Source organism: Blastomonas sp. 34TW, assembly GCF_059803595.1.
Window position 1 is genome coordinate 16,296 of record NZ_JAPFGW010000007.1, and the last position, 23,549, is coordinate 39,844.

The window sequence follows — 23,549 nt, forward strand, 5'->3', positions numbered from 1 at the left end:
GTCACTGGCCCGAGACATCGATCTCGACTTCCACCGACAGCCCGACGCGCAAAGGGTGCTGACGCAGTTCGGCAGGATCGAGTTCGATCCGCACCGGCAGGCGCTGAACGGTCTTGATCCAGTTCCCGGTCGCGTTCTGCGCGGGAATGATCGCCATCGACGAGCCGGTCCCGCCGGCGAGGCCGGTGACCTTGCCGTGATAGACGACATCGCCGCCGTAGAGATCGGACTTGAGGGTCACAGCCATGCCGGGGCGAACGCGCCCCAGTTGAACTTCTTTGAAGTTAGCATCGACGTAGAGCTTGTCGATCGGAACGATGGTCATGATCGTCTGGCCGGGGCTCAGGCGCTGGCCGACCTGGATTTGCAGGCGGCTCACCACCCCGGAGACCGGTGCTCGGATCTCGGTACGCTGGAGATCGAGCAAGGCCGCGTCAAGCCGGGCCCTGGCCGCCTGAACCGCTGGATCGGTGTCCACGCTGGAGCCGCGCACCAGGGCATCGTTGGCCGCGAGTTGCCCTTGCGCAACCCGGCGGGCTGAAGCGACTTCCGAGATGCCGCCACGTGCTGCTTCGAGCGCAGAACTTGCCGCGGAATAGGCTTTGCGCGCCTGTGTCAGTTCCTCGCCCGAGATCGCGCCGCTGGCAATGACTGCCTCCCGGCGCTGCAAATCGATCCTTGCCTTTTCGAATTCCGCCTGCGCGGTGCGAAGCCGCGCCTGGGCCTGGACGAGACCGGCGCTTGAGGTATCGATCTGGGCCGATAGCGCGCTGTTGGTCGCAACGGTCTGGCCGAATTTGCGGCGAGCAGCGGCAAGATCGGCCTCGGCCTGCGCGACGGCGATCCTGGCGTTGGCGTGATCGAGCCTGACCAGGACGTCCCCGGCCTTCACCTGCTGCGTATCTTCGACGAGCACCTCGATGGCCGATCCTGCAATCAGCGGGGTGACCTGCGCCATACGCGCGTTCACATAGGCGTTGTCGGTGCTGACATAGTTGCGAGCGACCAGCACATACCACGCACCCCAGGCAAGCGCCGCGATTGCCAGCGCGATGGCCAGGCGCTTGAGCCACATCGTCCGGCGGGTCTTGCGAAAGGCGGACAGTTCCGGATCGACTTCGGCAGCTTGTGTCGCGGTATCGCTCATTGGTCGGTCTGTCCTGATGGTTGGGTAGTGGCCGCGTCGAACCCGCCGCCCAGCGCGCGGATCAACGCCAGCGTCGCGCCGCGCTGATATGTCTCAAGGCCGATAACGGCGAGGCGAAGGTCCTGCACGCCGCGTTCGCTCGCGAGCACGTCGAGATAGCTGGCAAGCCCGGCCTCGTAGCGTGTGCGCACCAGACCGAGTGCATCTTCGTTGGCGGCCAGTGCGGTGCGGGCCGCGCGAAGCCGCTTGTCCGCCGCGTCGCGTTGGGTCACCGCGTCGGCAACTTGCTGGTAGGCGGTGACCACAGTCTGGTTGTAGTTTGCGACGGCCTCGTCATAGGCTGCCTCGGCGCTGCCATATTGCGCCTTGAGCGCGCCGCCCTGAAAGATCGGCAGACTGATTGCCGGGCCGACGCTTCCAAACAGCGAGCCGGAATCGACAAGATTGCCGAGACCCAGGGCCTGCAGGCCAATCAGCGCCCTGAGGTTGATCGAGGGAAAGAACCCGGCCCGCGCGACCTTGACCCGGCTTGCCGCCGCTTCGACCCGCTCGCGCGCGGCGACGATATCGGGACGCCGGCCGAGCAGGTCGGTGGTGACACCAGCGGGAACCCCGCCGGGCGTTGAAGGCGCCAGTGGCGGACGGGTGATCGACTGCCCCCGATCGGGGCCAGCACCCAGGAGCGCGGCCAGCTGATTGCGCCGGATGCCGATGTTCTCGTCAACTGCGGCTAGATCCTGCTCTGCTCCGGCGACCTCGGCATCGGCGCGGCGCAGACTGGCGAGGTTGTCGAGCCCGTTGCGCTGGCGCTGGGCGACAATGTCGCGCATCGCCTGGCGGTTGGCGAGCATGGCTGCGGCGTTGTCGCGCTCGCGATAATGGCGACCGAGTTCGGCATAAGCGGCGGTTATCGCAACCGACAGCACCAGGCGGGCCTGCGCCGCATCGACCGCCGCCGCTCGGGCATCCGAAGTCGCTGCCGCAAGGGCCGCCCGGTTGCGCCCCCACAGGTCGAGGTCGAAGCCGAAGCTCAGCGAAGTTTGCCCGTAATCCTTCCAGCCATCGGGCAGAAACTGCGCGGGAATGCCGTTGTTGCCGCTCTGGCGGCGCAGGCCGCCTTCGGCCTCGGCCCCAATCGAGGGGAGCCGTGCGGCCCCGACCCGCTGCGCCTCGGCTTCCGCGCGCCTGACCCGCGCCACCGCCACCGCGACCTGCGGTGAATTGGCGAGGCCTTCCTCGATCAGCGCGGTCAGTTGCGGATCGCCCGCCAAGCGCCACCATTGGTCCGGCGGCCAGGCCGTGTTGCCGCGCGCGGCGAGGGTCTGCCCCGCCTCGGTCGTCTCGGCAGTGCGCAACGCGGGCCGTGCTCCGGGATGGGAAACCGGGACGCACGCGGCCAGAGCCAGCACCAACGCTGCGCCGCCGTAGATTCGGAACCTAGCCGACATAGGCACCCCGCCCGCTGGCCAGCAATCGCCCTTCGGCATCCTCGATGCGGGTCTCCGCGACACTGATCTGCTTGCCCAGCTTGACCACCCGCCCAATCGCGCGCAGCGGACCTGAGGTCGCAGGGCGATGGAAATCGACCCGCATATCGGCGGTGGCGCGCGCCGATCCGCCGAGCGCGTTGATCGTGTAAAGCCCGGTCAGGTCGATCAGCGCCGAGAGGATGCCGCCATGCGCCGATCCGATCATCGGGTTGGAGACGATCTCGTCGCGCCACGGCATTTCAAGGATCAGCGCGTCGTCTGTCAGTTCGGCGATATCCAGCCCCAGCCATTGGTGGAACGGCGCAATGAGCAACATCGAACGGAGCTGGTCGAGGTCCATGCTTGCTGCCGGATCGTTCATGCCGCGACCGCCTTTCCGTGCGTGCGGACAAGGAAATCGAGGATCGCGTCGCCAAAGGCATCGTTCTGGTCGCCGACCACCATATGCGTCGCATCGGCGATGTCACTGTAAGCGGCATGCGGCACGAGCGCGCGGAAATGCGCCACGGCTTCCGGTGACACCAGATCGCTCGATCCGCCCCTGATCAGGTGGACCGGAAGCGCAAGCCGCGATGCGGCTTCGCCCAATTCTGTGCGCCCAAAGTCGCTGCTGTCGCCGCGCTCGGCATGGCGCCGCATGATGCCGTCGATGAATGCCGGGTCCCAATGCCAGTAATAGCGCCCGTCGCCCTTCTGCCGCAGATAGTGGGCGAGGCCGGACGACGCCTTGCGGCTTGGACGATGGGGGAGATACTCGGAGATCACGCGCGCCGCTTCCTCGGGCGAGGCAAAGCCTTCGCGGGCATGGGCAGCCATGAACCCGACTACGCGCGTAACACCGCCCGCCTCCATTTGCGGTGTGATGTCCACCAAGGTCAGCGAGGCGAAGCTGCCGGGAGCGACCTCGCCTTCGGCCATGATCCCGGCAAGTCCGCCTAACGACGCCCCGATCAGTGCGGGCTTGCGGTCGAGCGACCCGGCAATCGCGATCAGGTCGCCCGCGAAATCGACAATGTCATAGGCTCCGTCATCGGCCCAAGCGCTGTCGCCATGACCGCGCAAATCGAGCGCGATAGCGCGAAAGCCGCAGTCGGCCAGCATCGCCGTCACCCGCTTCCACGCCCGCTTGGTCTGCCCGCCGCCGTGGGCGAGCAGCACCGGCATACCCTGCTCAGGGCCTTCGATCAGGGCGGCGATAGCATGGCCGGAATGGCCGGAGAGCGTGACGGGCGGATTCGACATGCTTTTATCTTACTGTATGATGCCTTACAGTAAAGGCTGTCCTTTTGGTCAATCGGAAGCTATGAGCTGTGGCATGGCGAACACGTCCGACCAGCAGAGCTACCTCACCGAGGCCGATGGGCTGGTGTTCCTGGTTGAGGAGGTTCCGCGCAAGCTGCGCCGCGTGTTCGATTCCTCGACCGCGAAGTTCGGGCTGACCCGAACCCAATGGCGCGCTCTCGCCTATATCTTCCGCACGCCCGGTCTGACCCAGACCGAGCTGGCCAAATGCCTCGAACTGGAACGCGCCAGCGTCGGTCACGTCATCGACCAACTCGAAAAGGCGGATTACGTCGAGCGCCGGGCTGTGGAAGGCAATCGGCGGGTGTGGACCTTGCACCTGCGTCCTAAGGCGATCGGCATCCTGCCCGCGCTCAGAGCGGAAGCCGATGTGGTCTATGAACGGTTGCTCGCCGGCATATCGGGCGATGAAGTTGCCGTGTTCAAGCGACTTCTGGCCACCATGTCCGCCAATCTGTAGCCTTCACGCTGGCTGCGGCCGCCAGCTGGAATGTCGACGCCGCAAGACCAGGACGGCTTCCCCTGGACGCTTGCGGGGGATTATCAGCCTTACTTCGCTTCGGGACCGATCTGCGACAGGATCCTCTCGATCCTTGCCACCTCGGCCTGAAGCGTCACCCGTTGCGGTTCTGGAAGCCGCTTCTCGCGCAGCAACAGCCGCGCCTCGTCAGCTCCGCACTGCCAGGCCGGGCGATGCCGTTCGACAATACAGGCATTGGGGCAGCGGACCGGCTCGCACATGGCGATCATTGGTCCGGTGGCACCCGGTTCCGAAATGCGGTTGAGGCACAGGGCAGTTGCCGGATCAAAGAAGCAATCGGCCAGCGGGCCGACATGCAATGTCCGCGCGAGACTGCCGAGCATCGTGCGCAGGCGGGGCCGGTCGGCAATCATGGCAGGTAGCGGCGCCAACTCGTGGCCAACAGTATCGAGTGCGGCTCCGATCCTGTTCGCGGCAGGTCCGCCAAGGCGCGCACCACCTTGCCGCTCGTCGAAGTAGACGAGGATATCGTCGATCTGGCCAAGCGCGCGCTGGGCTTCGATCTCTCCGCGAAATCCGGACCGGCTGCTGCCGGCATAGCCTTCAAACGCCGCAACGCTGGCGTGCTTGTACTGGATCATGCCGGCAATCGTCCCAAAGGGCCGGTTGGCGATGTGCCAGGCAATGGTCCGGCGAAACTGGCGTGTGGTCAGCCGCCAGGGCGCGCCATTGGGTCCGGCAGGAATGATCGGTGCCTCAGCCGTTCCGAACCGGTCGTTGAGATGATCGCGAAACCGGTTGAGTTGCCGGACGATCTCGGCAGAAATGTGCGTCTTGGTGTTGGCCCGAAGCGCGAGGACCGGCCACAAAGTCGTTGTCCCGCGCGCTTGCCCCGCCCGCGCGGACAGGCGTTCGAGGACAGCGATGGCTTCGGCGACCGGCGCGATCGTGACCCACTCGGTCTCCTCGCCGCCGCCGCGCTTGCCCTTGTAAGCGGTGGACTTGATGCCATGCCGCAAGATCGCACCGTCTTCTGATCTGGTGATGGACAGGCATCCCTGCTTCATCGCCTGGATCTCGCTGTCCCGCATGCCTGAGAGGTAGGCGCAGACGACGTAGGCTGCCGACTGCAGCATGACCTCTTCGAGAGCCAGGACCTTGGCATCGAAGCGGGTACGCCAGAGCAGGCCGGTATCGGGATCGGCCGAAATGGCCGTATCCATCCCGCCAATCTCGGTGCCGAGTTCTGCTACGGCGGCGGCGATGAGGTCCGGCGCGCCGGTGGTCAGGCCAAGGTGCATGGCCGGTTCGGCCTGCGCGTCGATGCCGGCATGGAGGTGGATCAGGTGGTAGTTGATGGGCGGCGTGACTTCCCCGGTGTGCGGATCTGTCCGCGTTGTGCCGTTGTGTGGGGTGGTCCAGATCGGAATCCCGCGACCTTGTCGCTGCAAAGCTGCCACATAGGCGATGAGGCGTTGGCGTTGCCGAAAACGGCGAGCAGCGGGATCAAGCCCTTCCTCAGCGGTGATCAGACAGTTGCGCGTTGCTTCGAGGCGGTCGAGTTCCGCCCGCGCGGCGAGGATGTCATCTGCATAGCAGGTCACGTAGCGCAGCGACCAGGCGAGCAGCGGGGTGATGATCGCTTCCGGAATGCGCGGCGTCCGGTTCTCTCCGGCGACGTACTTTGCTCCCGCAACCGAGAAAGGGCTGCGCCCCGGCCACGGTTCAAAGGACAGGCGCGCAGTCGGCAGATGGTGCCGCAACTCATGCAGGTCGAAGATTATCCGCAGCAGCGCTGCCGCCGCAACCGGACGCAGTCCGGCAAGGCGCAAAGAGCGGGCGTAGCGATCAGCCAACGACTGATCGACCCGGCCGAGATCGAAACGACCCAGCTGAGCCTTCACGAAGTCGAAAAAGCGCAAGGTCCGGTTGGCCTCACCGCGCACCCCCGCCGGCTCAAGCCGTGAACGGTGCCCGGGTAGATCGACATTGAGACGCGCATGAAGAATCTGGCGCAGGGCATCGGCGATGGATGGGTCGTCGATACCATCGAAATGTACCGTGATATGGCAGCGCCGGGCGTTGTCGCGAAACACGCCGGGAGCCAGATCCCAGACCGGATCGCCGTATCGCGAGATATGCGCGCGATCGACCCCAGGGCGGAGCGGTGCGGAGATGAGCACCGGGAGGGCGTCACGTTCATTGCAGCTGTCGGCGAGCAGCTGGAGAGGGGTCATGCGCGGGCCTCGGGTGGCAGATAGACCGTGGGAGGTTCGACCGCGACCTGCGCCCGGGCCTTTGCCACGACGTCGTCGCCGAAGGCGGGCAGGATCTGCTGAACAATGCGGTCACGGGCATGGCCGAACTTGGCTGCCCACTCGGCCGCGCTCAAACCGGCTCGCTGATCATCGACGAAGGTGAGGAACGCGAGGATGGCGGGCAGCTTGCGCGCGGTGATGACCGCGTTGCGACAATCGAGGCAACCCCAGAACGGCGTGGGGCACGCGGTACCGGCAGATGCAAAGGGACTGGAATAGAAGTTACCGCAGTTGGCAAGCCAGACGTCCTGTTCGCCGTCGAGAAGTGCGCGCGAGACGCCTTCAACATCCGGAGCGGGGCTCGCCAACTCCCTGCGCAGCCGCTCCTCGTCCGAGGGAGGAAGTATCCTTGGACCGGTCAGCGCTTCTTCGAGGGCATCCGCCACGGCCTGCTCGTGCAGCGGTCTGAGTGCCGGAATATCGGCGTAGTGCCGTGCCGCGATCTCGGCGGTATGGCCGACGGCGAAGCGGGCCATGTGCCCTTCGGTCTTAAGGTACCACAAGGCCTTGTGCGTCTTGCGTAGCTGCGAGAGGCGCAGGAATAGCGGTCGACCGGCGTCATCGACAATGCCGTGACGCTGCGTCCAGGCGTCGATCGTCATGCGCGGTTGGCGGATACCAGCGGTGATCTCGTTGGTCTGATAATAGACCCAGAGGTTGTCGCTGGAATTATGCACCCTGGCCTTGGCGGAGAGTGCGATGATCCGCCGGATCAGGCCGCCCGGTGTCGATGAGCCGCCATCACGGACCCGGATGGTCTTGTGCTCGGCGCCGTGGGCGCGAAGCTTGGTATAGGCGACATCGACGGTACCGCCCGAAGCATTGCGCAAACAATCGATGGTGAGCGACTTGCAACACTCCAGCTCGAGCCCCGTCTCCAGCGAGAGCAGAACGAGAAGCGGCACGACGTCGTGTGCAGTAAGGTAGTGGGCAGCATGGAGGCTCAGGTTGAACCTTGCGCCGCTCAGTTCGCGAATCCACCGCAGCTTATACAGGCTCTGATATGCGGGGTCACGGTAGTGCAGCACACCGCGCGCGTCGATCGCAGCGTGGGCTTCGCGGTAAGCACCTTCTGTCTCCGGCACCTCATCGAAACGCGGCCCCGACCGCAAGCGCGCCTCGATCGCAACAAGATCGGCGCGGGCCGCATCGCGGAGTTGGCGAGCGACATACGGACTGTAGGCATCGCGTGGACGGGGGCGAACGTGGGGGTGCGAGCTGACGTAGCGCAGCCGTTCCCGCAAGCCAGGATCGACAAGCTCGGGACCATCGGCCGCAATGCGGCGAAGGACCGAGACGACCTTGGCGACATAGGTCGGCGCGTGTGTCCGCGACTTGCCCTGCGCGGCGAGCCACCTCTCGAACCCGTCGATATGGTCGGTGCGAAGGTCTGCCGGCCCGTTGATCCGGTCGCCTGTCCCGGCAAGATAGGCAAAGAAGCTCGGTAACTGCGTCACGTATGTCTTGATCGACGAACGCACCAAAATGGGGCCGCGCGGGGCAACCAGCATGAACAGGCCCCGTGCAAAGGCGAGAGCCAGGCCTCGTGGCCGCAAGCTGGTGAAATCCACGAGCAACTCGCCGCCGTATGGCGGATCGATCATGAAGCGCAGCGTGCTGATCTGCGACCATGGATCGGCCTCGGGCGCAGTCGCGGCGGCCTCGAAACTGACCTTGCGCCCTTTGCGTGGAGCAGCGGTCATGATGGAAGATAGTCCGGTACGAGTGCCAACAGCTCTTCGACCGCCGCATCGACGGTATCGGCACGCGTGGCGAGGTGATCGAGATAGATCGAGGTCGTGGCGAGGCTTGAATGGCCAAGCAATCGCTGAACCTGTTGAAGCGGATCGCCGACCAACTGGCGATACCCTTCCATGGCACCCACCGGTGCCGCCGCCTCGGCAAGGCGGCGCTGGATCAGCATCGCCAGCATGTGGACCGCAAAGGAATGCCTGAGTTGATGGGGGCTGACCCGGACCGGGATGCCGGCATCCGTGCAACGGCGGCTCGCCCGCGCGAAGATCGCTTCCCACGAGTTGGGGAGCACCGGATGCCCGACCTCGGTCAGCCAGAGCACCGCCGCTTCGCCAGGCGTTCCATCGTCGGCGCAAATTACAAGCCTTGCGCGTTCATCCGGTGTGACGACCTCCATATCCATCGTGCCACCGCCAACCAGCTGCAATGCGCGCAGCCTGAATGAGGGGCGGTGTATGAAGATCGGGCGGTCAATGGCTTCCCAGCCACGGCGCCTTGCGAACTTGGCGACGGCTGCGGCTCGCTCCACGGCGATATAGGCGTCAAACATCGGCAACAAACGGCGCGGCAGCAATATGCCACGCCCCCTATCCCCCTTGGTAAGTGCCGCCGGAAGTTCGACCCGCCGCTGCCGTTCCGCGCGGGCGCCGCCAACCGGAATCTCGGCAGTGAGCAGGTGAGATGCCTCTTCCAGGCGCAGGCCAGTGGTGACCAACAGATCGGCGAACAGCGCGTTGCGCGCGCCATTGCGGTCACGTGCTCCAGGACGCTCTGTTCCCTCTACGGTCAGGCCGCGCAGGCCAACCTCGCGAAAGGCGTGGTAATCGGTGAGATCGATGAAGCGGACATCTGACCGACGGGCCGCGCGTTCATAGGCGTCGTTGCGGCCCGTGACGGCCGCTCGACGCCCTCCGTGCGAACTTCGCCAGACCTGACGGTGGGTAAATGGGGTGCGCTCGATCAGGCCCTCCCGCTCGGCCCATCGATAAAGCTTGTCGAGCGAGGCAATCGCCCGGTTCCACGTCGACGTCGAAACCCGGAACTCAGCGTCACTACGCCGACGTGCCCGATGATAAGCACTGACATCATCGGTATCGGCTTGCCAGACAGACTTGCCACAGACTGAGGCGAGGAAGCGAACCCAGACCAGGACATCATAGCCGTGGGCGCGTAGCGAATGGCGAGACCGCGCCCCGCTCAACGGCAGATCAAGAAAGTAGCGGTCGAGGTCTGGATCGTAGATCTCTCCACCTCGCAGGATCACCGGGACGTAGGAATCCAAGCCATCCGCCGCCCGGCGTTCATGAATGACGATCGACGTGTCTGAAGTATCCACAGCTTGCCAGTCCCTCCCCCGGACCCCCTCCCGACTCCAGATCGCGCACGTTGCGCGGCTGCGGGACGGTGGCCATCAGGCCGGACTACGCCAGCTTATGGATAGCGCTTCATCCGGCCTGATGGCCCCCTGCGTTGTGCCAAGAACATACCGTTCGATGGTGCGTCAGGCACGGTGCAGACTGTCCAGATAACGCGACGAGTTCTTCGGCGGCGTAGGCCGACGTACCGAAGCGGTTCTTGAGGTCCCGTCCCAGGCGGCTGGCATGGCCTGTCCAGTGCGACAGCTCGTGGGCAAGCGTCGCATAGTAGTGGTCGAAGCCTGAAAACAGGCTCGTCGGCGGCATCGTGACACGATCCGCAGTCGGTTCGTAATAAGCCTCGCAGCCCTGGTGGCGCAGATTGACGGGGATGGCGGCAAAGAAGGCGTCGAGTTCGGCCTCGCGCCCTTCAGGCTCGACCAATTCCAGCGTCACCGCCGGATGAAAGCGCTCGGGCAGACCTTCGACCTGATCGGCATTGAAGACCGGGTAGGCCTTGAGCACCCGGCGGGCCTCGTCGGTCTTTTCGCCGGTATCGGGGGCTTCCACCTCTTTGGTGTAGCTCTTGTAGAAGATCGCGATGGTCGACTTCTCGCCCTTGCGGACCTGGGCACCGAGAGACTTGGCTTGGTTATACGTCATCCAGAACGGCGAGGCATAGCCGCACATGTCAGCAATCATCCACAGCCAGAACACATTCATGCCCCGGTACGGAATCCCGCAGGCCCGCAGGGGCCGCGAAACGGGCACGCCGCGCCACGGCTTGATCCACGGCTTCGTGCCAGCCTCCAGTCGAGCGATGATTTCCTGTGTGATGCGGGTAGCGGGCGACAAGCCGCTGCTCTGTCCCTTGCGATAGGCCATGATGGTTCTCCTGATCTTGGCATCTGGTCAGTCGACGACGGGTTCGCCGGTCAGTGCCACAGGGTCCCGAGCCCCCTCTGCTCTCCTTCCAAAAAGGAAGCGGCCCTCCGGCGTAAGCCGAAGGACCGCTTCTCTCGGGTAGCGAGCGGCCTTGCCTGTCAGGAGGAGGTCAGGCGGCCAGCTCGCGGGGGGACTGATGTTCGGTATCGACGCCTGGCTCAGCGTCAGTGGCGTCAATCTTAGGCTCGCCAGCCTCTGGCGCAGCGGAAGCGAAGCGCATGGCCTCAGGCACCCAGGACAGAGCCTTCTCGCGCACCTCGACTTCGGTGATGTAGGTGCCAGCGAAGACGCGCTCGGCACTCATCGCGAGGTCGCCCTTCTTGACCGCAGCAAAGCGCGAGGAAAGCTCGAGACCGCCGACGTCGGTCAACGCGTCGAGGATCACCTGCTTTGACACTCGGTCGAAGTAATTGGCCGCAGTCGGTCGCCACCACTGCGCCATGTCGATGCCGATGAGGCTGCCGAGGTGGTCCTGGAACGGCAGCTGACGCTCGCCCGCCATGTTGAGGCTCGCCTCGAGCGACCGGGCAACGACATAGCCAAGCCAAGCGGCGCGGCTATCATCGGACAGCGCGCGGAACAGGTCGAAGCGGCAAGTCGCATCTTCGCCAGCGCGCCAGCTTTCGTCGAGATTGGACCTTAGCTCGGCAAGCGCGCTGCTGGCCGGAGCATCCTTGGCTTCGAAGCCGATGATCGGGCCTGCCGGAAGAGGCGCGCGCAGCGTGGTCGCAGCCCGCGCCCGCCAGTCGTGGGTATCGGCATCGGCCAGCGTGAAGACCATTATGTCGAGCGCAAGCCCCGGGTCAGAGGCAACATGCAGCGCAAGGACGTCGCGACGCTGCATGGCGAGCTCATCGACCAGGCGCTTGGACAAGGTGGTCCGGCGCTTGTCCGAACCTTCCTCGCCAGCAACGACTTCGATTCCGCTGTCGCCTTCAGCGGGTTCAGCCTGCCTTTCACCATAGAAAACCGGCTGGAGTACCGGAGTGCCATCGCGTGAAAGCACCAGGATCATGCCCGCCTCGGCCTTCAGCTCGGGCGCAATGACTGGTGGGCGTGCGCGGATTTCCTGGCATTCGCGTTCGATGGCCTCGATAGCCGCTTCGGCTGCCGCCATGGCTTCCTCGGCGCTCTCCTCGTCTTCGAGGATCGCCGCATGCTCGTCGTAGGAGGCATCGAGTTTGTCGAGCCTCGCCAGTTCCGCCTCGGTGAGCGGCGCCGGTTCGGCAGGAAGCCTGACCAGCCCTTCGACCAGATCATGGCTGGCATAGGGATCGAGCGTGGGCTTGACCCAGGCGAGACCCTGCTCGGCTGCGAGCGCCTTCGCATGTTCTTCCATCTTCGCCGCCGCGAGGCTCTCGAGCAAGGCTACATCGACCCAGGATTCGCTGTCGTCGTCGTCGAACAGTTCGCGCTCGATCCGACCGCCGGCGGCGATGTAGGCGTCGCGGCCGACCAGGCGGGCGCGCGGATCGCTGCCTCGGACGGTCCCGGAGAGGACCATGCGCCGGATGCTGTCGGGATTAGGCGCATAGTAGGCCGAGGAAACCTGCTCGAAGACGCGGGCCTGGATTTCCTGGTCCGAAGTCGCACCGAAGGCCTTGGCGATGTCGAGAGTGATTTGGCCCGAGGCCAGTGCCTCGAACACGACGGGCGCGAGCGTCGCGAGACGCAAACGCCCCTCGACGAAACGGACCGTCAGGCCAAAGCGGCGCGCAACATCTTCAACAGTCGCACCGCCTGCGACAAGCGCCGCAAAAGCCTGGGCTTCGTCCGCTGGGTTCATGGCGAGGCGGTGGAAGTTTTCCGCAAGGCTAGTCTCGACCGCGGCTTCAGCACTGTCTTCGAGCACGAGGCAGGTGACTTCGTGATCGCGGGCGAGAATCTTTTCGTCCGCGAGCGCAAGCATTGCGCGGCGCCGACGCTCGCCGGCTTCGACCTCGAACCTGCCCTTGGCCGCGGGCTTGACGATGAGATTCTGCAGCAATCCATGGGCCGCTATGCTTGCTTTGAGTTCGGCGTCTGCAGCCGGGTCGCTGTGACGGCGAACGTTGCGGGGAGACTGGACCAGCTTGTTCAGCGGGATCGACTTGATCATGGGACACACTCCTGATTGTGAGCCCGGTGCATCGACCATCGACGCCCAAATGGCTCAATCAGGGCAAAGCCCACTCCCCTCTGTTGCGTTCGCAGAAAATCACTCGATAGCAAAGAGGTATAACGAATGGCCATGGTTGGGACGAGGCTGCTGTCCACGGACTCTATTGCCAAGGTCACGCCTTCGCAAAAGCGGACGTTTGACTATCCTCAGGATTCCGGCCTTGGTCCTATTTCGGTTTGAACCCGAAGCGCACGCCTTCGCCGAGGAGGCGGAGGATACCATCCGCCTCCTCGCTCATGGGGTTGGGCAAGACGTCGATCCGCGTTGCGCTCGAAGTCGCCGGGTTGGCGACGTAGATCACTACATAACGCTGACCAGACCGGGGCCGGGCAGCCTCCCGCGCGGCACGAACCTCTGACTCTCCCATCTCGAACTGGCACCGATCACCCTGGCTGGATTTGACCTCGATGAGCCAGGTTCGCCGATCATGCTTCAACTCGAAATCGTAGCCGAGGTCGTCGGACCAAGCTTTGCCCTTCTGCAAGGCACCGAAGCGTGAAACCCATGCCTTGTCGATGTCCTGGTTCCGGAAGCGATCCTTGAGCCAGTGATACACAACGAGCTCTCCCAGCCGCCCGATCATGTCCTTCTTGGCTTGCGGGGTCCGATCCGGCCCGGGCGGAACATCGCGCGGATTACGGCTCGTTGCCGGCTTGTTTGTCCGTTTCTCGAGCACGGCTAGTTCGGTGGGCGTGGTCAGCCTCGCCGATTTGACCTGCTTGGAAAGACGGGCGGCGATCTCGGCCGAGATTTCGGTCCAGTCAGCATGCTCGGGATCGACATCGCGATCATTGACGCGAACAGAGCGCGCCTTGGCTGCCCGTTCCTCCGCCTCGCGTTGCGCTTCCTTCGCCGCAGCGTCGATTGCATCGGCTCCGATACCTAGCATGTCGCAATCGAGCGTTGGCTCCATACCGTCAGGCCAAAAGGCGAGCTTGACGCACCAGGAAATGAGCGCTGTCTCATCCATCGGCTTGAAGTCGACCGCACCAGCCGCATCGAGCTTGGCACGGATATGCTGTTCGGCCGCCTTGGCCTCGCGCCAATATTCGGGAATGCTCGAAACCGGACCCTTCCACCAAGCCCGCACAATTGGCGTCGCCGCGGCCGCGAAGCGGCTGATCGCCGCCAGGTTGGCCAACCTGACGTCGGCAAGATCGGGCAGGCCGTGTGGGTTCGAGCCGATCGGGGGTGCCCCCGCGTCTGCCAGCCACCGTGCGAGATGCTCTTCTAGCACGGCCTCTGGCACGAAATGATAGAGCGGCAGCCATGCTTGATCCGTCTTCATCGATCGCAGGGCATCACGGCGCTGGGCGTAATCTGGAGCAGGCGTGAATTTGTCGAGCATTGACGCGACCGCGTTGCGGAGAGCCTCCAGGATGGACGTCTCATGGTCCACGATATGATTGAGGAGCTGCGAAGCGTGGATCGCGGGGTAGGCCAGCGGCTCGCTTCCTGTAGCCGCCAAGCTCTCGTTGAAGCGCGCAAAATCGAGGTCGAGTAGCTCACCGAACTGTGCCGTCGATTGAGCTCGCCGACATGCCTTGAGCAGCCCGTCGGCATCCGTCGCCGCGGCCGTGATAAGCGGCATCAGTTCAGCGAGTAGACGAGCGGGGTCTGCTCCATGTTCGGCCTCAAGTCGATCACAGTCCTTCAGAGCTTCTGCCCCCAATCCGTAGTGGATGGCTGCGCGGATCCATGGCATCCGAAGATCGACGCGCTCGCCGATAAGATGCTGGACCGAAGCTACGAAGCCGTCTTCGAGCTGGAGGGTGCGGCCGAGTCGGGAAATCACATCCTCATCGAGACCGAGTTCGCCGATGTCCTCGCAGGCAGCGGCGAGTTCGTGGGCGAGTAGACGCATGCCATTGGCGACTGGGGAAAGGTCGATCGCGTCGCAGATCGCCGGGAGACAGAGTTGGAGGCCATTCCAGGTAAGAGGAACGCCGACCCGGGTAACAACGAGAGTCGGCCGGTCCGAGCGTCGGAAGACATAGGCGGGGCGATCACCAGGGGCCATTATCCGCTGTTCGTTGATTTCGAAGGCGACATCTTCCGCCGCCACGAGGGCGATATCACTAAGCCGTTCGAGAACGGTGCCACGATCTGCAGGAAGCTGACCGGCGTCAGTGCCGCGCAACCCCTCCATCGCAACCGCGAGCATCACGCGGAGCCAGGGGCATTTGTCGAGCGCCGTTTCGCTGGTTTCAATGTCGTCGAGCGCAACGTCGTCGATTTTTACGTCGTAGCGCATCGTGGATAGGCGGCTCACCTTCTTGCCGAACAAGGCTTCTGCTGCTGCGCCCACCCGCGCGCGATCAGCGCCCTTGATGTCGAGAAGGAGTCCATCAATCGACGCGACAAGGCTCGGCGCAAGATCGTCGTCGCTGTCTCGGACGTAGAGAGGCGCGGTCTCCTTGACCGGGATCGTGACCGCGAGATCGGCGCGCCGACGGACAAGGATCGGCATGTCGTTAGCCGCCTTGCCGGTCGCTTGCGGATCCGCTGCGTGCTTGTCTGCGATAACTTTCCAGGTCGCGTTGTAGAGGTTGGCGAGCTGCTGCTCATAGTGTGGGCGAACCGTTCCGGCGGCATATTGGGACGCAAGGAAACGTGCTTGATCGAGGGCGATCGCGGGATCGTTCAGAAGGCGTAGTCTTCCATAGATTCGGAGCTGCTTGAGCGCGTCGGGCTGCCGGCGATCGATGATCCTGCCGATCGTGACCGCCACCTGCCGAAGATAGAAAGGAAAGCGCTCGTTGCTCGAGACCCAGACGTCCGACGGGCTATAGAAGCGGCGAACCGGCCCGTCGGATGTTGGATCGTCCGCGGGCAGCCAAGCGCCGCTACGAATAAAGGCACCCGCGGGCGTCGACCACGGATATTGGTCGCTCGAAAAGTGCTCGTGACGAAGGTCGACGCGGAGCAACTCCTTTCCGGCGCCTGCTAGCCACTCGATCACCAGACCGGCGTAGATTTCCCGGCAATCGTCGGAAAAGCGTTCGTGGTCGCTTTGGCCGGGCAGGTGCCACAGCGCGTTCGCAAATTTGTAGTTGGTGGAATATGCGTGGCGGAGGCTCTCCTTGTTAAAGGTGCCGACGTCCCGCTTCCAGTCGGCAATGGCGGCATCACTAAGACCGAGCTTCTTGGCGAAGCCGAAGCTCGTTACCTCGTAGGATCTTGTCGGGGGCATGGTGGGCAAGGGAAGCGCGCGCAAGCCAGTTCCAACACCCAGTCCGCGCAAAAACTCCGCCCACAGCGTCGCCTGGCCCTTGAAGGCGCGATGGCTGGTCGGCGCGAGAAGGCGCTTTCGATAGTCGGAAAAGTCGGCAACGTCGGGCGGCGCGGCGCTGAAGAGCGCATTCAGCCGCCGGCCGAGAAGTTCATCAGGCCAGGTCTCCGAGAAGACGGCCTCAGTCGCGTGGATCATCCCATCCGTTGTGGGAACGAGCAAACGATATGAGGAATCTACCTTAATCGACCTCGTGGCCTGAGCGCGACGCCAGATTGCAAATGCCCAGCGGAGACCCGCCAGAGCCTCCTCGACCGAGGCGCCCGCGTTGACCACCTGGGAGATACGGGTGAGGACCGTTTCACCATCATAGGCAGAGACTTGACCACGCTCTAGGAACTCACGCGCCGCGCGCAGCTCACCGTGCCAGGGGAGCGTGTTCGCGGCAAAGGCGAAGTGGGCGGCTAATGGCGCCGGCACACGGAGTTGCTCAAGCGGGATATCCGCGTTCTCACCCGATGGCCGCGTCGCGGGTGGGAAGAAGAGGGAGGGTTCGATCCGCTCACCCTTGCGCCGGCGCCGCCGGACACGCGGAAGTTCGCCATCGGTAGAGACGTCGCTGCGGCCGGCACGAACCGTCCCGTCATCGCAGAGAATGACGGGGAAGCCGACGAGCATCTCCGGCCCCTCTTTCATGAAGGATGGCAGATCTCGATAGAAAGCGGTCCACTGGCTCGTCGCCGGACGCTTTCCAGCGCGCAGAGTACCGGCGATCTTCGCCGCAATCCGCGCGCACTCGATGGGTGCCAGACGGTCACGAAACAGGGCGGGAGCATACTGACGAAGAAAAGGTGTCAGCCGGCCGATGCGCTCGGACGTGAGTTCAGGAAGAAGCGGCGCGATCGGCGGGGAAATAGTCGCACCGTGCTTCGCGACCGCCAAAAGATCAAAGGTGGCGGAAACCTCGAAGGTGGCGCGCACCTCCATGGGGCAGCGCCAACCGATCGAGAGCAAGCCACCTAGCGTTACAGCACATGGGATAACCGGTACAGAGGCGAAGTCTTGCTCGCCGAGGCGCGCGACCTCCGCAGCCGAGAGGGCCGGCAAATCTAGTCGCTCGCCGGGGCTCTTCGCCGCGGTGAGGCTCGACGGGTTGGTCCATACGAGGAGATCGACAGACGCCTTCGCCCGAGAGATCGCCGTGAGAGCCGCATGACTGCGGCCGGTATCGCGGTCCGCGAGCCAACGCACGCTTGCGGCCGCTAGTGTGACCGCTTGGGTGAGGAGCAGGCGATTTAGCGCCACACTAGCATCGAGGGCTTTTCGATTCGAAGACGGGAAGAAGCTGCCGTGGAGGTGGCCTTGAAAGGGCGCTGTGGCGCCCTCCCCCATTGGCAAGAACGTATAGAGGCGGGGCGACGAAATTTCATGGTCGAGGGGCACCGCCAGGCCGACTTCACCGACCCCTGACCAGTCCTTCCAACTGCTATGGAGCTGCTTCGCCTTGACGCCATCGTCGACGGCCCGCTGCATGAGAGCCTCGGGCGCATGATCGCGGACAAGCAACCAGTGCGCACCGCTTAGCGAGACGATTGAGGCGGCAACCGGCGCGGATGTGATCGGCTCTTCATGCCGCTCAAGAGTGAACGCCAAGGAGGTCTCACCAGCGCGGGTCCGTACTTTGGCGTCGAGCTTCTCGAGACGATCGAGAAAGAGGAGCAAGGGAGCGCCATCGTCATCTAGCGCCGCCACCTCGTCCCTCGCCGTCTGAAGCGAGTCTAAATCTCGAAGCGGAAGCCGAATGACGGACGAGAAGCCGCGTGCTGCATACTCGACGATGGTCTCAGGCTGCGTGCCGAGGGCAATCGGCAGAAAGAACATCGGCAGATCGGACTGCGCCAGGCCGAGGACGGTCGGGTTGTCGATTCGCGAAGGCAGATCTTCAGACCGGGCGAAAGTGAAGCAATATCCCTCGAACCTGCCTGCACCGATCGCGTTCGACGCCTGCGAGTATATCTCGGGCGCGTCACAGACGTGGCTCACACTGCGGAAGCCGAGCCCTTTGTTGCCGATCGACTCACCGGGCGGCTTGGTCGACATTCCAATGCGAGAAAGCGCCACGACATTGTCGTGGGTGAATGGTTTTCCGAGATTTGCGACATAGAGGGTTCCGAAATCACCCTCGTCCTCGATCAGGAGCACTTCGATCTGACCATCATGCGCGCCGCGCACATGGACGTCGTTGGCGTTCTGGACGAGTTCAATCAGGAACCGCCCATGATAATCGGCGGCTGTGTGTTCGGCGACGCTCTTGTTTTGGGCATAAACGTCGTCGAGATAGATGCCGGTGGTCACGTCGATTGTCCCGGCAAACGCGCGTAACTTCCCCTCCGCGATACGATGGATCTGATCGGCGGGCGTTAAAGCCTCGTTTTGCTCCTCCGATGCGACGGGATCTGTAAGATCAACAACGCTGGCCAAGCCGCCTCCAAGTCATATCGCCCGTTCATCAGCTAACCTAACCCTGTTCTCGAGGATAGTGCCGTCGGCATTTTAACGCATTTTGGGACTTACCCGCCGCTACCGCACGGCGGGTTCAGCGGTAGCTTCATCGGCAGAACCCGACATCAAAGCGAACGATCCCTTGAGCAGAAATAGCGCCTGCGACTGGGCCAGCAGCGGGTTGGCAGCTTTCGGGCGTGGTTATTGAAAGCAGGCATCAAGGAATCTTATCCTCACAGGCGCATAGCCGGATCAGCTCAAACCAGCTTGCCAAAATCGTTGGTTGCTTTGATTGAAGCTTGGAATAATTATCGTGAGCCTCAGTGATAGCAGTACGCCGGGGGGGCAGATGCAGCAGCGACTACGTCGAAACAACTCGAACGGGTCTCGTCGATAATGGGCAATGCTGGTTCGCCTTTTTCTGCGGCTGAACAAGGCCTAGGCTACATTTTTCAGCCTCGATTTGCGCTGCTGAAGATATTGGAGCTTTCAGAGAGCAGCGCAGTCTTCCTCGAGAAAGAAGATGATGTCGAGTTCGTCACCGAAAGCGGCATTCGATCACTTGGTTCGCTCAAGCACAAGGCAGGAGGCGACAAGCTAACGAACCTGTCGACTGATTTCTGGAAATCTGTCCGAATATGGTTGGCTTATTATCGCAAGACTGGTGGGATCGCATCGAACGGCCGTTTCTTGCTATTTTCGACAGCCGAACTTAGCGAAAGCACGTTCCTCAGCCTGTTCACCGAAAGCGCTGCTGGTGACGACGATCGGGTCGAGCAAGCGCGGGCAGTGCTCGCCACCAGCACATCCGCGTTGATCGGCGAGATACGCGAAGAACTCGAACAATTGACCGAAGACGAGCTCAACGATTTCTACAGCCGCATCACGATCATCGACGCGACGCCCCGGATCACCGATCTGCCGGCGTTGATCAACCTCCACCTGCGCACCATCCGGCGGGAATCCCGTACGGCCGTGTTCGAACGCCTCGAAGGCTGGTGGATGGATCTCGCGATCAAGATGCTGAGCGGCGAGCGCAAGGAGCCAATCTATGGCTACGAGGTTTCTGACAAGCTGTCCGCGATCGCGGAGGAGTATCGCAACGACAATCTGCCTATCACCTTTCGGGGGCGCCTCCCCGACGGTCAAATCGACGTCGCCAACGATCCGCGGCTGTTCGTAGAGCAGCTGCGCGTCCTCGATCTCTCGGCGACCCGCATCCGCAATGCCATCATCGACTACTATCGCGCTTTCGAGCAGCGCTCGAGCTGGGCACGCGAGAGTTTGCTGATTTCCGGTGAGATCGAAGAATATGAGGATCGGCTGGTCGACGAGTGGTCGCGCTATCGCGAGATCGTCTTCGAGCAATTGAGCGACACCGGCAACGACGAGGCCTGCCTGGTAGCGGGGAGGGAACTCTACCGCTGGGCGGAGATGGAAACGACAACGCTCCGCATTCGTGAGCGTGTCACCGAACCCTATGTAGTGCGCGGTGCCTTCCACATTCTTGCTAATGCGAGCCCGAGGCCGCGGGTTTATTGGCATCCCCGCTTCCTCGACCGCCTGCAACAATTGCTTGGGATCGCTGCATGAAGCGATGGGACGAACGACCGGTTGAAATTCGCAATCTTTTCAACCCTGCCTTTTGCGGCCTTATCTTGATGCGCGCGCTGTGCGGCTATGAGGAAGAGGACGAACGCGGCATGCCCTTTTCCCTCGTGCTGCTGGTGCTGCCTCTCTGTCTCCACAAACGCTCGCGCGAGATCCTGCATGCCGGCAATCGCAGCTACCTGCTGAAGCTCATCGCGTCTCATCCCGAACTGCTCGTCGGCTTTGCGCGTCGCACCACCGATCTGTTGCCCTACGCCTTCGAGGCCTTAGGCTTCCTAATGCAGATGGGCCTGTTTACGGTCGACGCGCACGGGCGGCTGAAGGCAACTCCAGACGGCCTGCGCAAGTCGATTACCGGCACTGCCGAAACGGTTTCCTGCCAACGCGTTGCGCGTTTCGTCGGCAAGGAATTCGCCCGTGTCGGCGATCGGAGCACTCTCTACATGACGATGGGCGTTCGGCCATGAAAATAAGATCGATCCACATCTACAGCCATGATGGTCGCAGGCGCGACCTGCTTTTCCATGACGGTCTCAACGTGATCACCGGACGCTCGTCGACAGGCAAGTCGGCGCTTTCGGACATAATCGAATATTGCATGGGGCGATCGACCTTCAACATCCCAGAAGGCATCATCCAGGAGCGCGTTTCCTGGTATGCCGTCCGCTATGCCTTCGAAGGTGAAGAGGTGTTGGTCGCCAAGCCCGCCCCGGGACTGGGGCGCAGCAGCTGCAGCCTGGCTATGGTGCGCCGGGGGATTGAGGTCGCCGTTCCCAACTTTGGTGATCTCGCCGTCAATGACGATGACGATGGGGTCGAAACACTCCTATCGAGGCGGCTCGGCATTCCGGAAAACACCACCGACGTGCCAATAGACAGTAGCCGGGAGAGCTATGACGCCAATATCAAACACACCCATTTCTACCTGTTCCAGAAACAGACCATCGTCGCCAACAAGGACCAGCTTTTCTACCGCCAGAATGAGCCTTTTCAGCCGCAGACGATCAAGGACACGTTGCCCATATTGCTGGGCGTGTCGTCGCGGGATCGGTTCAACTTGGAGTCGCAGTTGCGCACTGCCCAGCGCGATCTGCGCCTGAACACCAAGCTGCTCGATGAGGCGAAATCCGCGATCGACACCTCGGAGGAACGTGCGATCGGGCTACACTCCGAGGCGCAGGCGGTCGGTGTTTTCCAAACCAGCCCCGCGACGGGCGTCAAGATTGTCGATCAGCTGCGGGAAGCACTGAACTGGAAACCGACGCCGGTTCCCGAGGATGATGGCGGGCGCATTACTGGAATCGAAAATGAGCTTGTGACGCTGCGCGAACAGCGTCGAGAAATCCAGCGCCGCCTCGATGCGGCCGAGCAATATGCAAAGCGTGCCGATGGCTTCCAAACCGAGGCGGTTGAGCAGCATGACCGACTGACGTCGATCAAGGCCTTGCCCGTCAACAAGGTGACCGGCGAGTGGCAATGGCCGTTCGCGGAAACTAACCTTGCGCTGGAGAGCCCGATCGCACAGCTGCTACTCGCTGATCTGGAGTCGCTTGATCGTGAGATGAACGCGGTTGTCGGAGAGCGCCCGCAACTCGATGCCTATCTGGACGAGCAACGGCGTGAGCTTCAAGCGACCGGCGATCAGATCCGGGGCAAGGAGGTTGAACTGTCGAGCGCGATCGCGGCGAGCGAAGTGATCGTGCAGTTGGGCAATCGCAACAATGCAGCCTCTCGCGTAGTCGGCCGGATCAGCCTGTTCCTCGAAGGCCTGCTGCCTGATACCGAGCTCGCGCGGCTCGAGAAAGAGCAGCGCCGCTTGAAGGCGCGGGTGGCCGATCTTGAGCAACGCATCGGTGCGGACGATTCCGGCACGCGGCTCGCCTCGACCCTGAACAATATCTCGATGCACATGTCAGGCTACGTCGCGGCGCTCGGCGGCGAGTTCAGCCAATATCCGGCGCGTTTCGACCTGCACAATCTGACAGTCGCGCTGGACAGGCCCGGTCGCCCGATCTTCATGCAGCGGACCGGAGGCGGCGAGAATCATCTCGCCTATCATCTGGCGGCTCTGCTGGCGCTTCATCGCTTCGCGACCAGTCAGAACCAGCCCATCCCGCGTTTCCTGCTGATTGATCAGCCCACCCAAGTCTATTTTCCTTCGGAAGCTTCCTACGAGGCGGCCGGAGGCTCGATCGAAAGAACCGAGCAGGACGCCGATCTCGAGGCGGTGCGCCGACTGTTCGAACTGCTCGATAAATTCGCGCGCGAAGACGCGCCTGGTTTTCAGATCATCGTCACCGAGCATGCCAATCTGCGCAATCCCTGGTTCCAAGAAGCTTTGGTAGAGCGCCCTTGGGCCAAGCCGCCCGCTCTGGTGCCGGAAGATTGGCCTGACTTAGCGGAACTTGCGGACTGACTCCGTCGTCAGATCACTATCACTACCCCCTAATACAAATCACCGTGCGTCCGCGTGGTCGACGCTTGTCTCGAACCCTCCGCCGCGCAAGCGCCCCGCTTTCGGATCAGAGCTTGCTGCGGAGATCGTTTTCATAGAGATGCCTAATTGGCCGCTTCTGCCAGGAGCGGACGCTCACAGTCACCGATCGGAGCGACCGGATCTGGTCGGTCCCTTCCATTCCAACCATTCCAGCGGTGTGGCCGGTATCGTCAGTGGACGCGCTCGAGAGCGAGCACTATCCCTCGCCACCATGTTCCACCTCCACTGCACCAAGAAGCTGCTTGATCGGATCAAACCCGAGATCGCTGAGCCCGGGCAAAGCGACACCGCCTTGGGCAATTGGTATGCCACAGTGTTGTTCTGGAAGCCGCAAGTCGCTTTGCTGGTTTCTGAGCGCACGCTGCTTCCCGTGCTTATGCCGCTAGCCCCAGCGGTCACGCTTGCTCGAAGATTCCCCGCACAATTGGCGCTGGTTCTGAGGGAGCACGGCGTCTCATCTGAATTCATCGCGCAGGAAGTCTGGCGGATGGACACCGTCCAGTATGCAAAGACCGCGAACCGGAGTGTCGTGGGCATCCTCAACGAGTTCGTTAAGCAGGCCGAATTCTGGCTGGCCGCCTATGCCTATGAAAAGGGCGATGTTGACGACCTCCTGGCGATTTCGGCCAAGCTAGCGGAGACGCCGTGCAGCCCGCTGTACAAGGGCCCGATTTCGCCGGACAAAGCCCTTCATGAACTCGTGAAGGCTGGTGCGCAGACTTGAGTCTGCTGGCCGCCCCCTGTGCTCGGAGA

At 63.0% G+C, this 23,549-nt stretch carries 15 protein-coding genes; 5 read left to right on the forward strand and 10 right to left on the reverse strand.

Annotated elements, in window-relative coordinates; translation table 11 throughout:
* Window position 1: 1 nt before the first annotated feature.
* Genes OPU69_RS10375 through OPU69_RS10390 form a run of 4 tightly spaced genes read right to left on the reverse strand, consistent with a single transcriptional unit; the run spans window position 2 to window position 3,879 of the window.
* The gene (locus OPU69_RS10375) at window positions 2–1,147 is read right to left on the reverse strand and encodes an EmrA/EmrK family multidrug efflux transporter periplasmic adaptor subunit (protein ID WP_073974074.1); all 1,146 of its coding nucleotides are present in this window, start codon (window positions 1,145–1,147) and stop codon (window positions 2–4) included.
* On the reverse strand, window positions 1,144–2,595 hold the full coding sequence (locus OPU69_RS10380; protein ID WP_073974075.1) for an efflux transporter outer membrane subunit: 1,452 nt from the start codon (window positions 2,593–2,595) through the stop codon (window positions 1,144–1,146). Before OPU69_RS10380 ends, OPU69_RS10375 begins: the two co-directional genes overlap by 4 nt.
* Window positions 2,585–2,998 carry a hotdog fold thioesterase gene (locus tag OPU69_RS10385; RefSeq protein ID WP_073974076.1) on the reverse strand — a complete coding sequence of 138 codons (414 nt, stop codon included), beginning with the start codon at window positions 2,996–2,998 and terminating at the stop codon, window positions 2,585–2,587. The genes OPU69_RS10380 and OPU69_RS10385 overlap by 11 nt, the downstream gene beginning before the upstream one ends.
* The gene (locus OPU69_RS10390; protein ID WP_073974077.1) at window positions 2,995–3,879 is read right to left on the reverse strand and encodes an alpha/beta fold hydrolase; all 885 of its coding nucleotides are present in this window, start codon (window positions 3,877–3,879) and stop codon (window positions 2,995–2,997) included. Before OPU69_RS10390 ends, OPU69_RS10385 begins: the two co-directional genes overlap by 4 nt.
* A 73-nt stretch (window positions 3,880–3,952) precedes the next feature.
* Between OPU69_RS10390 and OPU69_RS10395 the strand changes: the two genes are divergently transcribed.
* On the forward strand, window positions 3,953–4,399 hold the full coding sequence (locus OPU69_RS10395; protein WP_073974078.1) for a MarR family winged helix-turn-helix transcriptional regulator: 447 nt from the start codon (window positions 3,953–3,955) through the stop codon (window positions 4,397–4,399).
* An 89-nt stretch (window positions 4,400–4,488) separates the two neighbouring features.
* Here the strand turns inward: OPU69_RS10395 and OPU69_RS10400 are convergent, their stop codons facing one another.
* From OPU69_RS10400 to OPU69_RS10425, 6 genes are all read right to left on the reverse strand, one after another.
* On the reverse strand, window positions 4,489–6,657 hold the full coding sequence (locus tag OPU69_RS10400; RefSeq protein WP_073974079.1) for a site-specific integrase: 2,169 nt from the start codon (window positions 6,655–6,657) through the stop codon (window positions 4,489–4,491).
* Window positions 6,654–8,441 (reverse strand): site-specific integrase, encoded by a 1,788-nt coding sequence (locus tag OPU69_RS10405; protein WP_073974080.1) that lies wholly within the window; start codon window positions 8,439–8,441, stop codon window positions 6,654–6,656. The genes OPU69_RS10400 and OPU69_RS10405 overlap by 4 nt, the downstream gene beginning before the upstream one ends.
* A complete protein-coding gene (locus tag OPU69_RS10410) occupies window positions 8,438–9,829 on the reverse strand; it encodes a tyrosine-type recombinase/integrase (protein WP_073974081.1) in 1,392 nt (463 codons plus the stop codon). The genes OPU69_RS10405 and OPU69_RS10410 overlap by 4 nt, the downstream gene beginning before the upstream one ends.
* Window positions 9,830–9,938: 109 nt before the next feature.
* A complete protein-coding gene (locus OPU69_RS10415; RefSeq protein WP_498510846.1) occupies window positions 9,939–10,733 on the reverse strand; it encodes an ArdC family protein in 795 nt (264 codons plus the stop codon).
* A 169-nt stretch (window positions 10,734–10,902) separates the two neighbouring features.
* Entirely contained in the window at window positions 10,903–12,891 is a 1,989-nt protein-coding gene (locus tag OPU69_RS10420) for a ParB/RepB/Spo0J family partition protein (RefSeq protein ID WP_498510848.1), read from the reverse strand.
* Window positions 12,892–13,120: 229 nt separating this feature from the next.
* Entirely contained in the window at window positions 13,121–18,667 is a 5,547-nt protein-coding gene (locus OPU69_RS10425) for a sacsin N-terminal ATP-binding-like domain-containing protein (RefSeq protein ID WP_498510850.1), read from the reverse strand.
* Window positions 18,668–19,084: 417 nt separating this feature from the next.
* Here OPU69_RS10425 and OPU69_RS10430 point away from each other — a divergent pair, with 417 nt between their 5' ends.
* The 4 genes from OPU69_RS10430 to OPU69_RS10445 all read left to right on the forward strand — a co-directional run bounded on the left by OPU69_RS10430 (window position 19,085) and on the right by OPU69_RS10445 (window position 23,520).
* Complete coding sequence (locus OPU69_RS10430) at window positions 19,085–20,281, forward strand: ABC-three component system protein (protein ID WP_498510852.1); 1,197 nt, start codon at window positions 19,085–19,087, stop codon at window positions 20,279–20,281.
* Window positions 20,278–20,766 carry a three component ABC system middle component gene (locus tag OPU69_RS10435; protein ID WP_498510854.1) on the forward strand — a complete coding sequence of 163 codons (489 nt, stop codon included), beginning with the start codon at window positions 20,278–20,280 and terminating at the stop codon, window positions 20,764–20,766. Before OPU69_RS10430 ends, OPU69_RS10435 begins: the two co-directional genes overlap by 4 nt.
* Window positions 20,763–22,715 carry a DUF3732 domain-containing protein gene (locus OPU69_RS10440; RefSeq protein ID WP_498510856.1) on the forward strand — a complete coding sequence of 651 codons (1,953 nt, stop codon included), beginning with the start codon at window positions 20,763–20,765 and terminating at the stop codon, window positions 22,713–22,715. The genes OPU69_RS10435 and OPU69_RS10440 overlap by 4 nt, the downstream gene beginning before the upstream one ends.
* A 292-nt stretch (window positions 22,716–23,007) precedes the next feature.
* Window positions 23,008–23,520 (forward strand): DUF6933 domain-containing protein, encoded by a 513-nt coding sequence (locus OPU69_RS10445; RefSeq protein WP_498510857.1) that lies wholly within the window; start codon window positions 23,008–23,010, stop codon window positions 23,518–23,520.
* The last annotated feature ends 29 nt before the right edge of the window (window positions 23,521–23,549 follow it).

Bases quoted from the DNA above. Each gene is read 5' to 3' on its own strand.
- OPU69_RS10375 (WP_073974074.1), bottom strand. From the start codon at position 1,147: ATGAGCGATACCGCGACACAAGCTGCCGAAGTCGATCCGGAACTGTCC.
- OPU69_RS10380 (WP_073974075.1), bottom strand. From the start codon at position 2,595: ATGTCGGCTAGGTTCCGAATCTACGGCGGCGCAGCGTTGGTGCTGGCT.
- OPU69_RS10385 (WP_073974076.1), bottom strand. From the start codon at position 2,998: ATGAACGATCCGGCAGCAAGCATGGACCTCGACCAGCTCCGTTCGATG.
- OPU69_RS10390 (WP_073974077.1), bottom strand. From the start codon at position 3,879: ATGTCGAATCCGCCCGTCACGCTCTCCGGCCATTCCGGCCATGCTATC.
- OPU69_RS10395 (WP_073974078.1), top strand. From the start codon at position 3,953: ATGGCGAACACGTCCGACCAGCAGAGCTACCTCACCGAGGCCGATGGG.
- OPU69_RS10400 (WP_073974079.1), bottom strand. From the start codon at position 6,657: ATGACCCCTCTCCAGCTGCTCGCCGACAGCTGCAATGAACGTGACGCC.
- OPU69_RS10405 (WP_073974080.1), bottom strand. From the start codon at position 8,441: ATGACCGCTGCTCCACGCAAAGGGCGCAAGGTCAGTTTCGAGGCCGCC.
- OPU69_RS10415 (WP_498510846.1), bottom strand. From the start codon at position 10,733: ATGGCCTATCGCAAGGGACAGAGCAGCGGCTTGTCGCCCGCTACCCGC.
- OPU69_RS10420 (WP_498510848.1), bottom strand. From the start codon at position 12,891: ATGATCAAGTCGATCCCGCTGAACAAGCTGGTCCAGTCTCCCCGCAAC.
- OPU69_RS10430 (WP_498510852.1), top strand. From the start codon at position 19,085: ATGGGCAATGCTGGTTCGCCTTTTTCTGCGGCTGAACAAGGCCTAGGC.
- OPU69_RS10435 (WP_498510854.1), top strand. From the start codon at position 20,278: ATGAAGCGATGGGACGAACGACCGGTTGAAATTCGCAATCTTTTCAAC.
- OPU69_RS10440 (WP_498510856.1), top strand. From the start codon at position 20,763: ATGAAAATAAGATCGATCCACATCTACAGCCATGATGGTCGCAGGCGC.
- OPU69_RS10445 (WP_498510857.1), top strand. From the start codon at position 23,008: ATGTTCCACCTCCACTGCACCAAGAAGCTGCTTGATCGGATCAAACCC.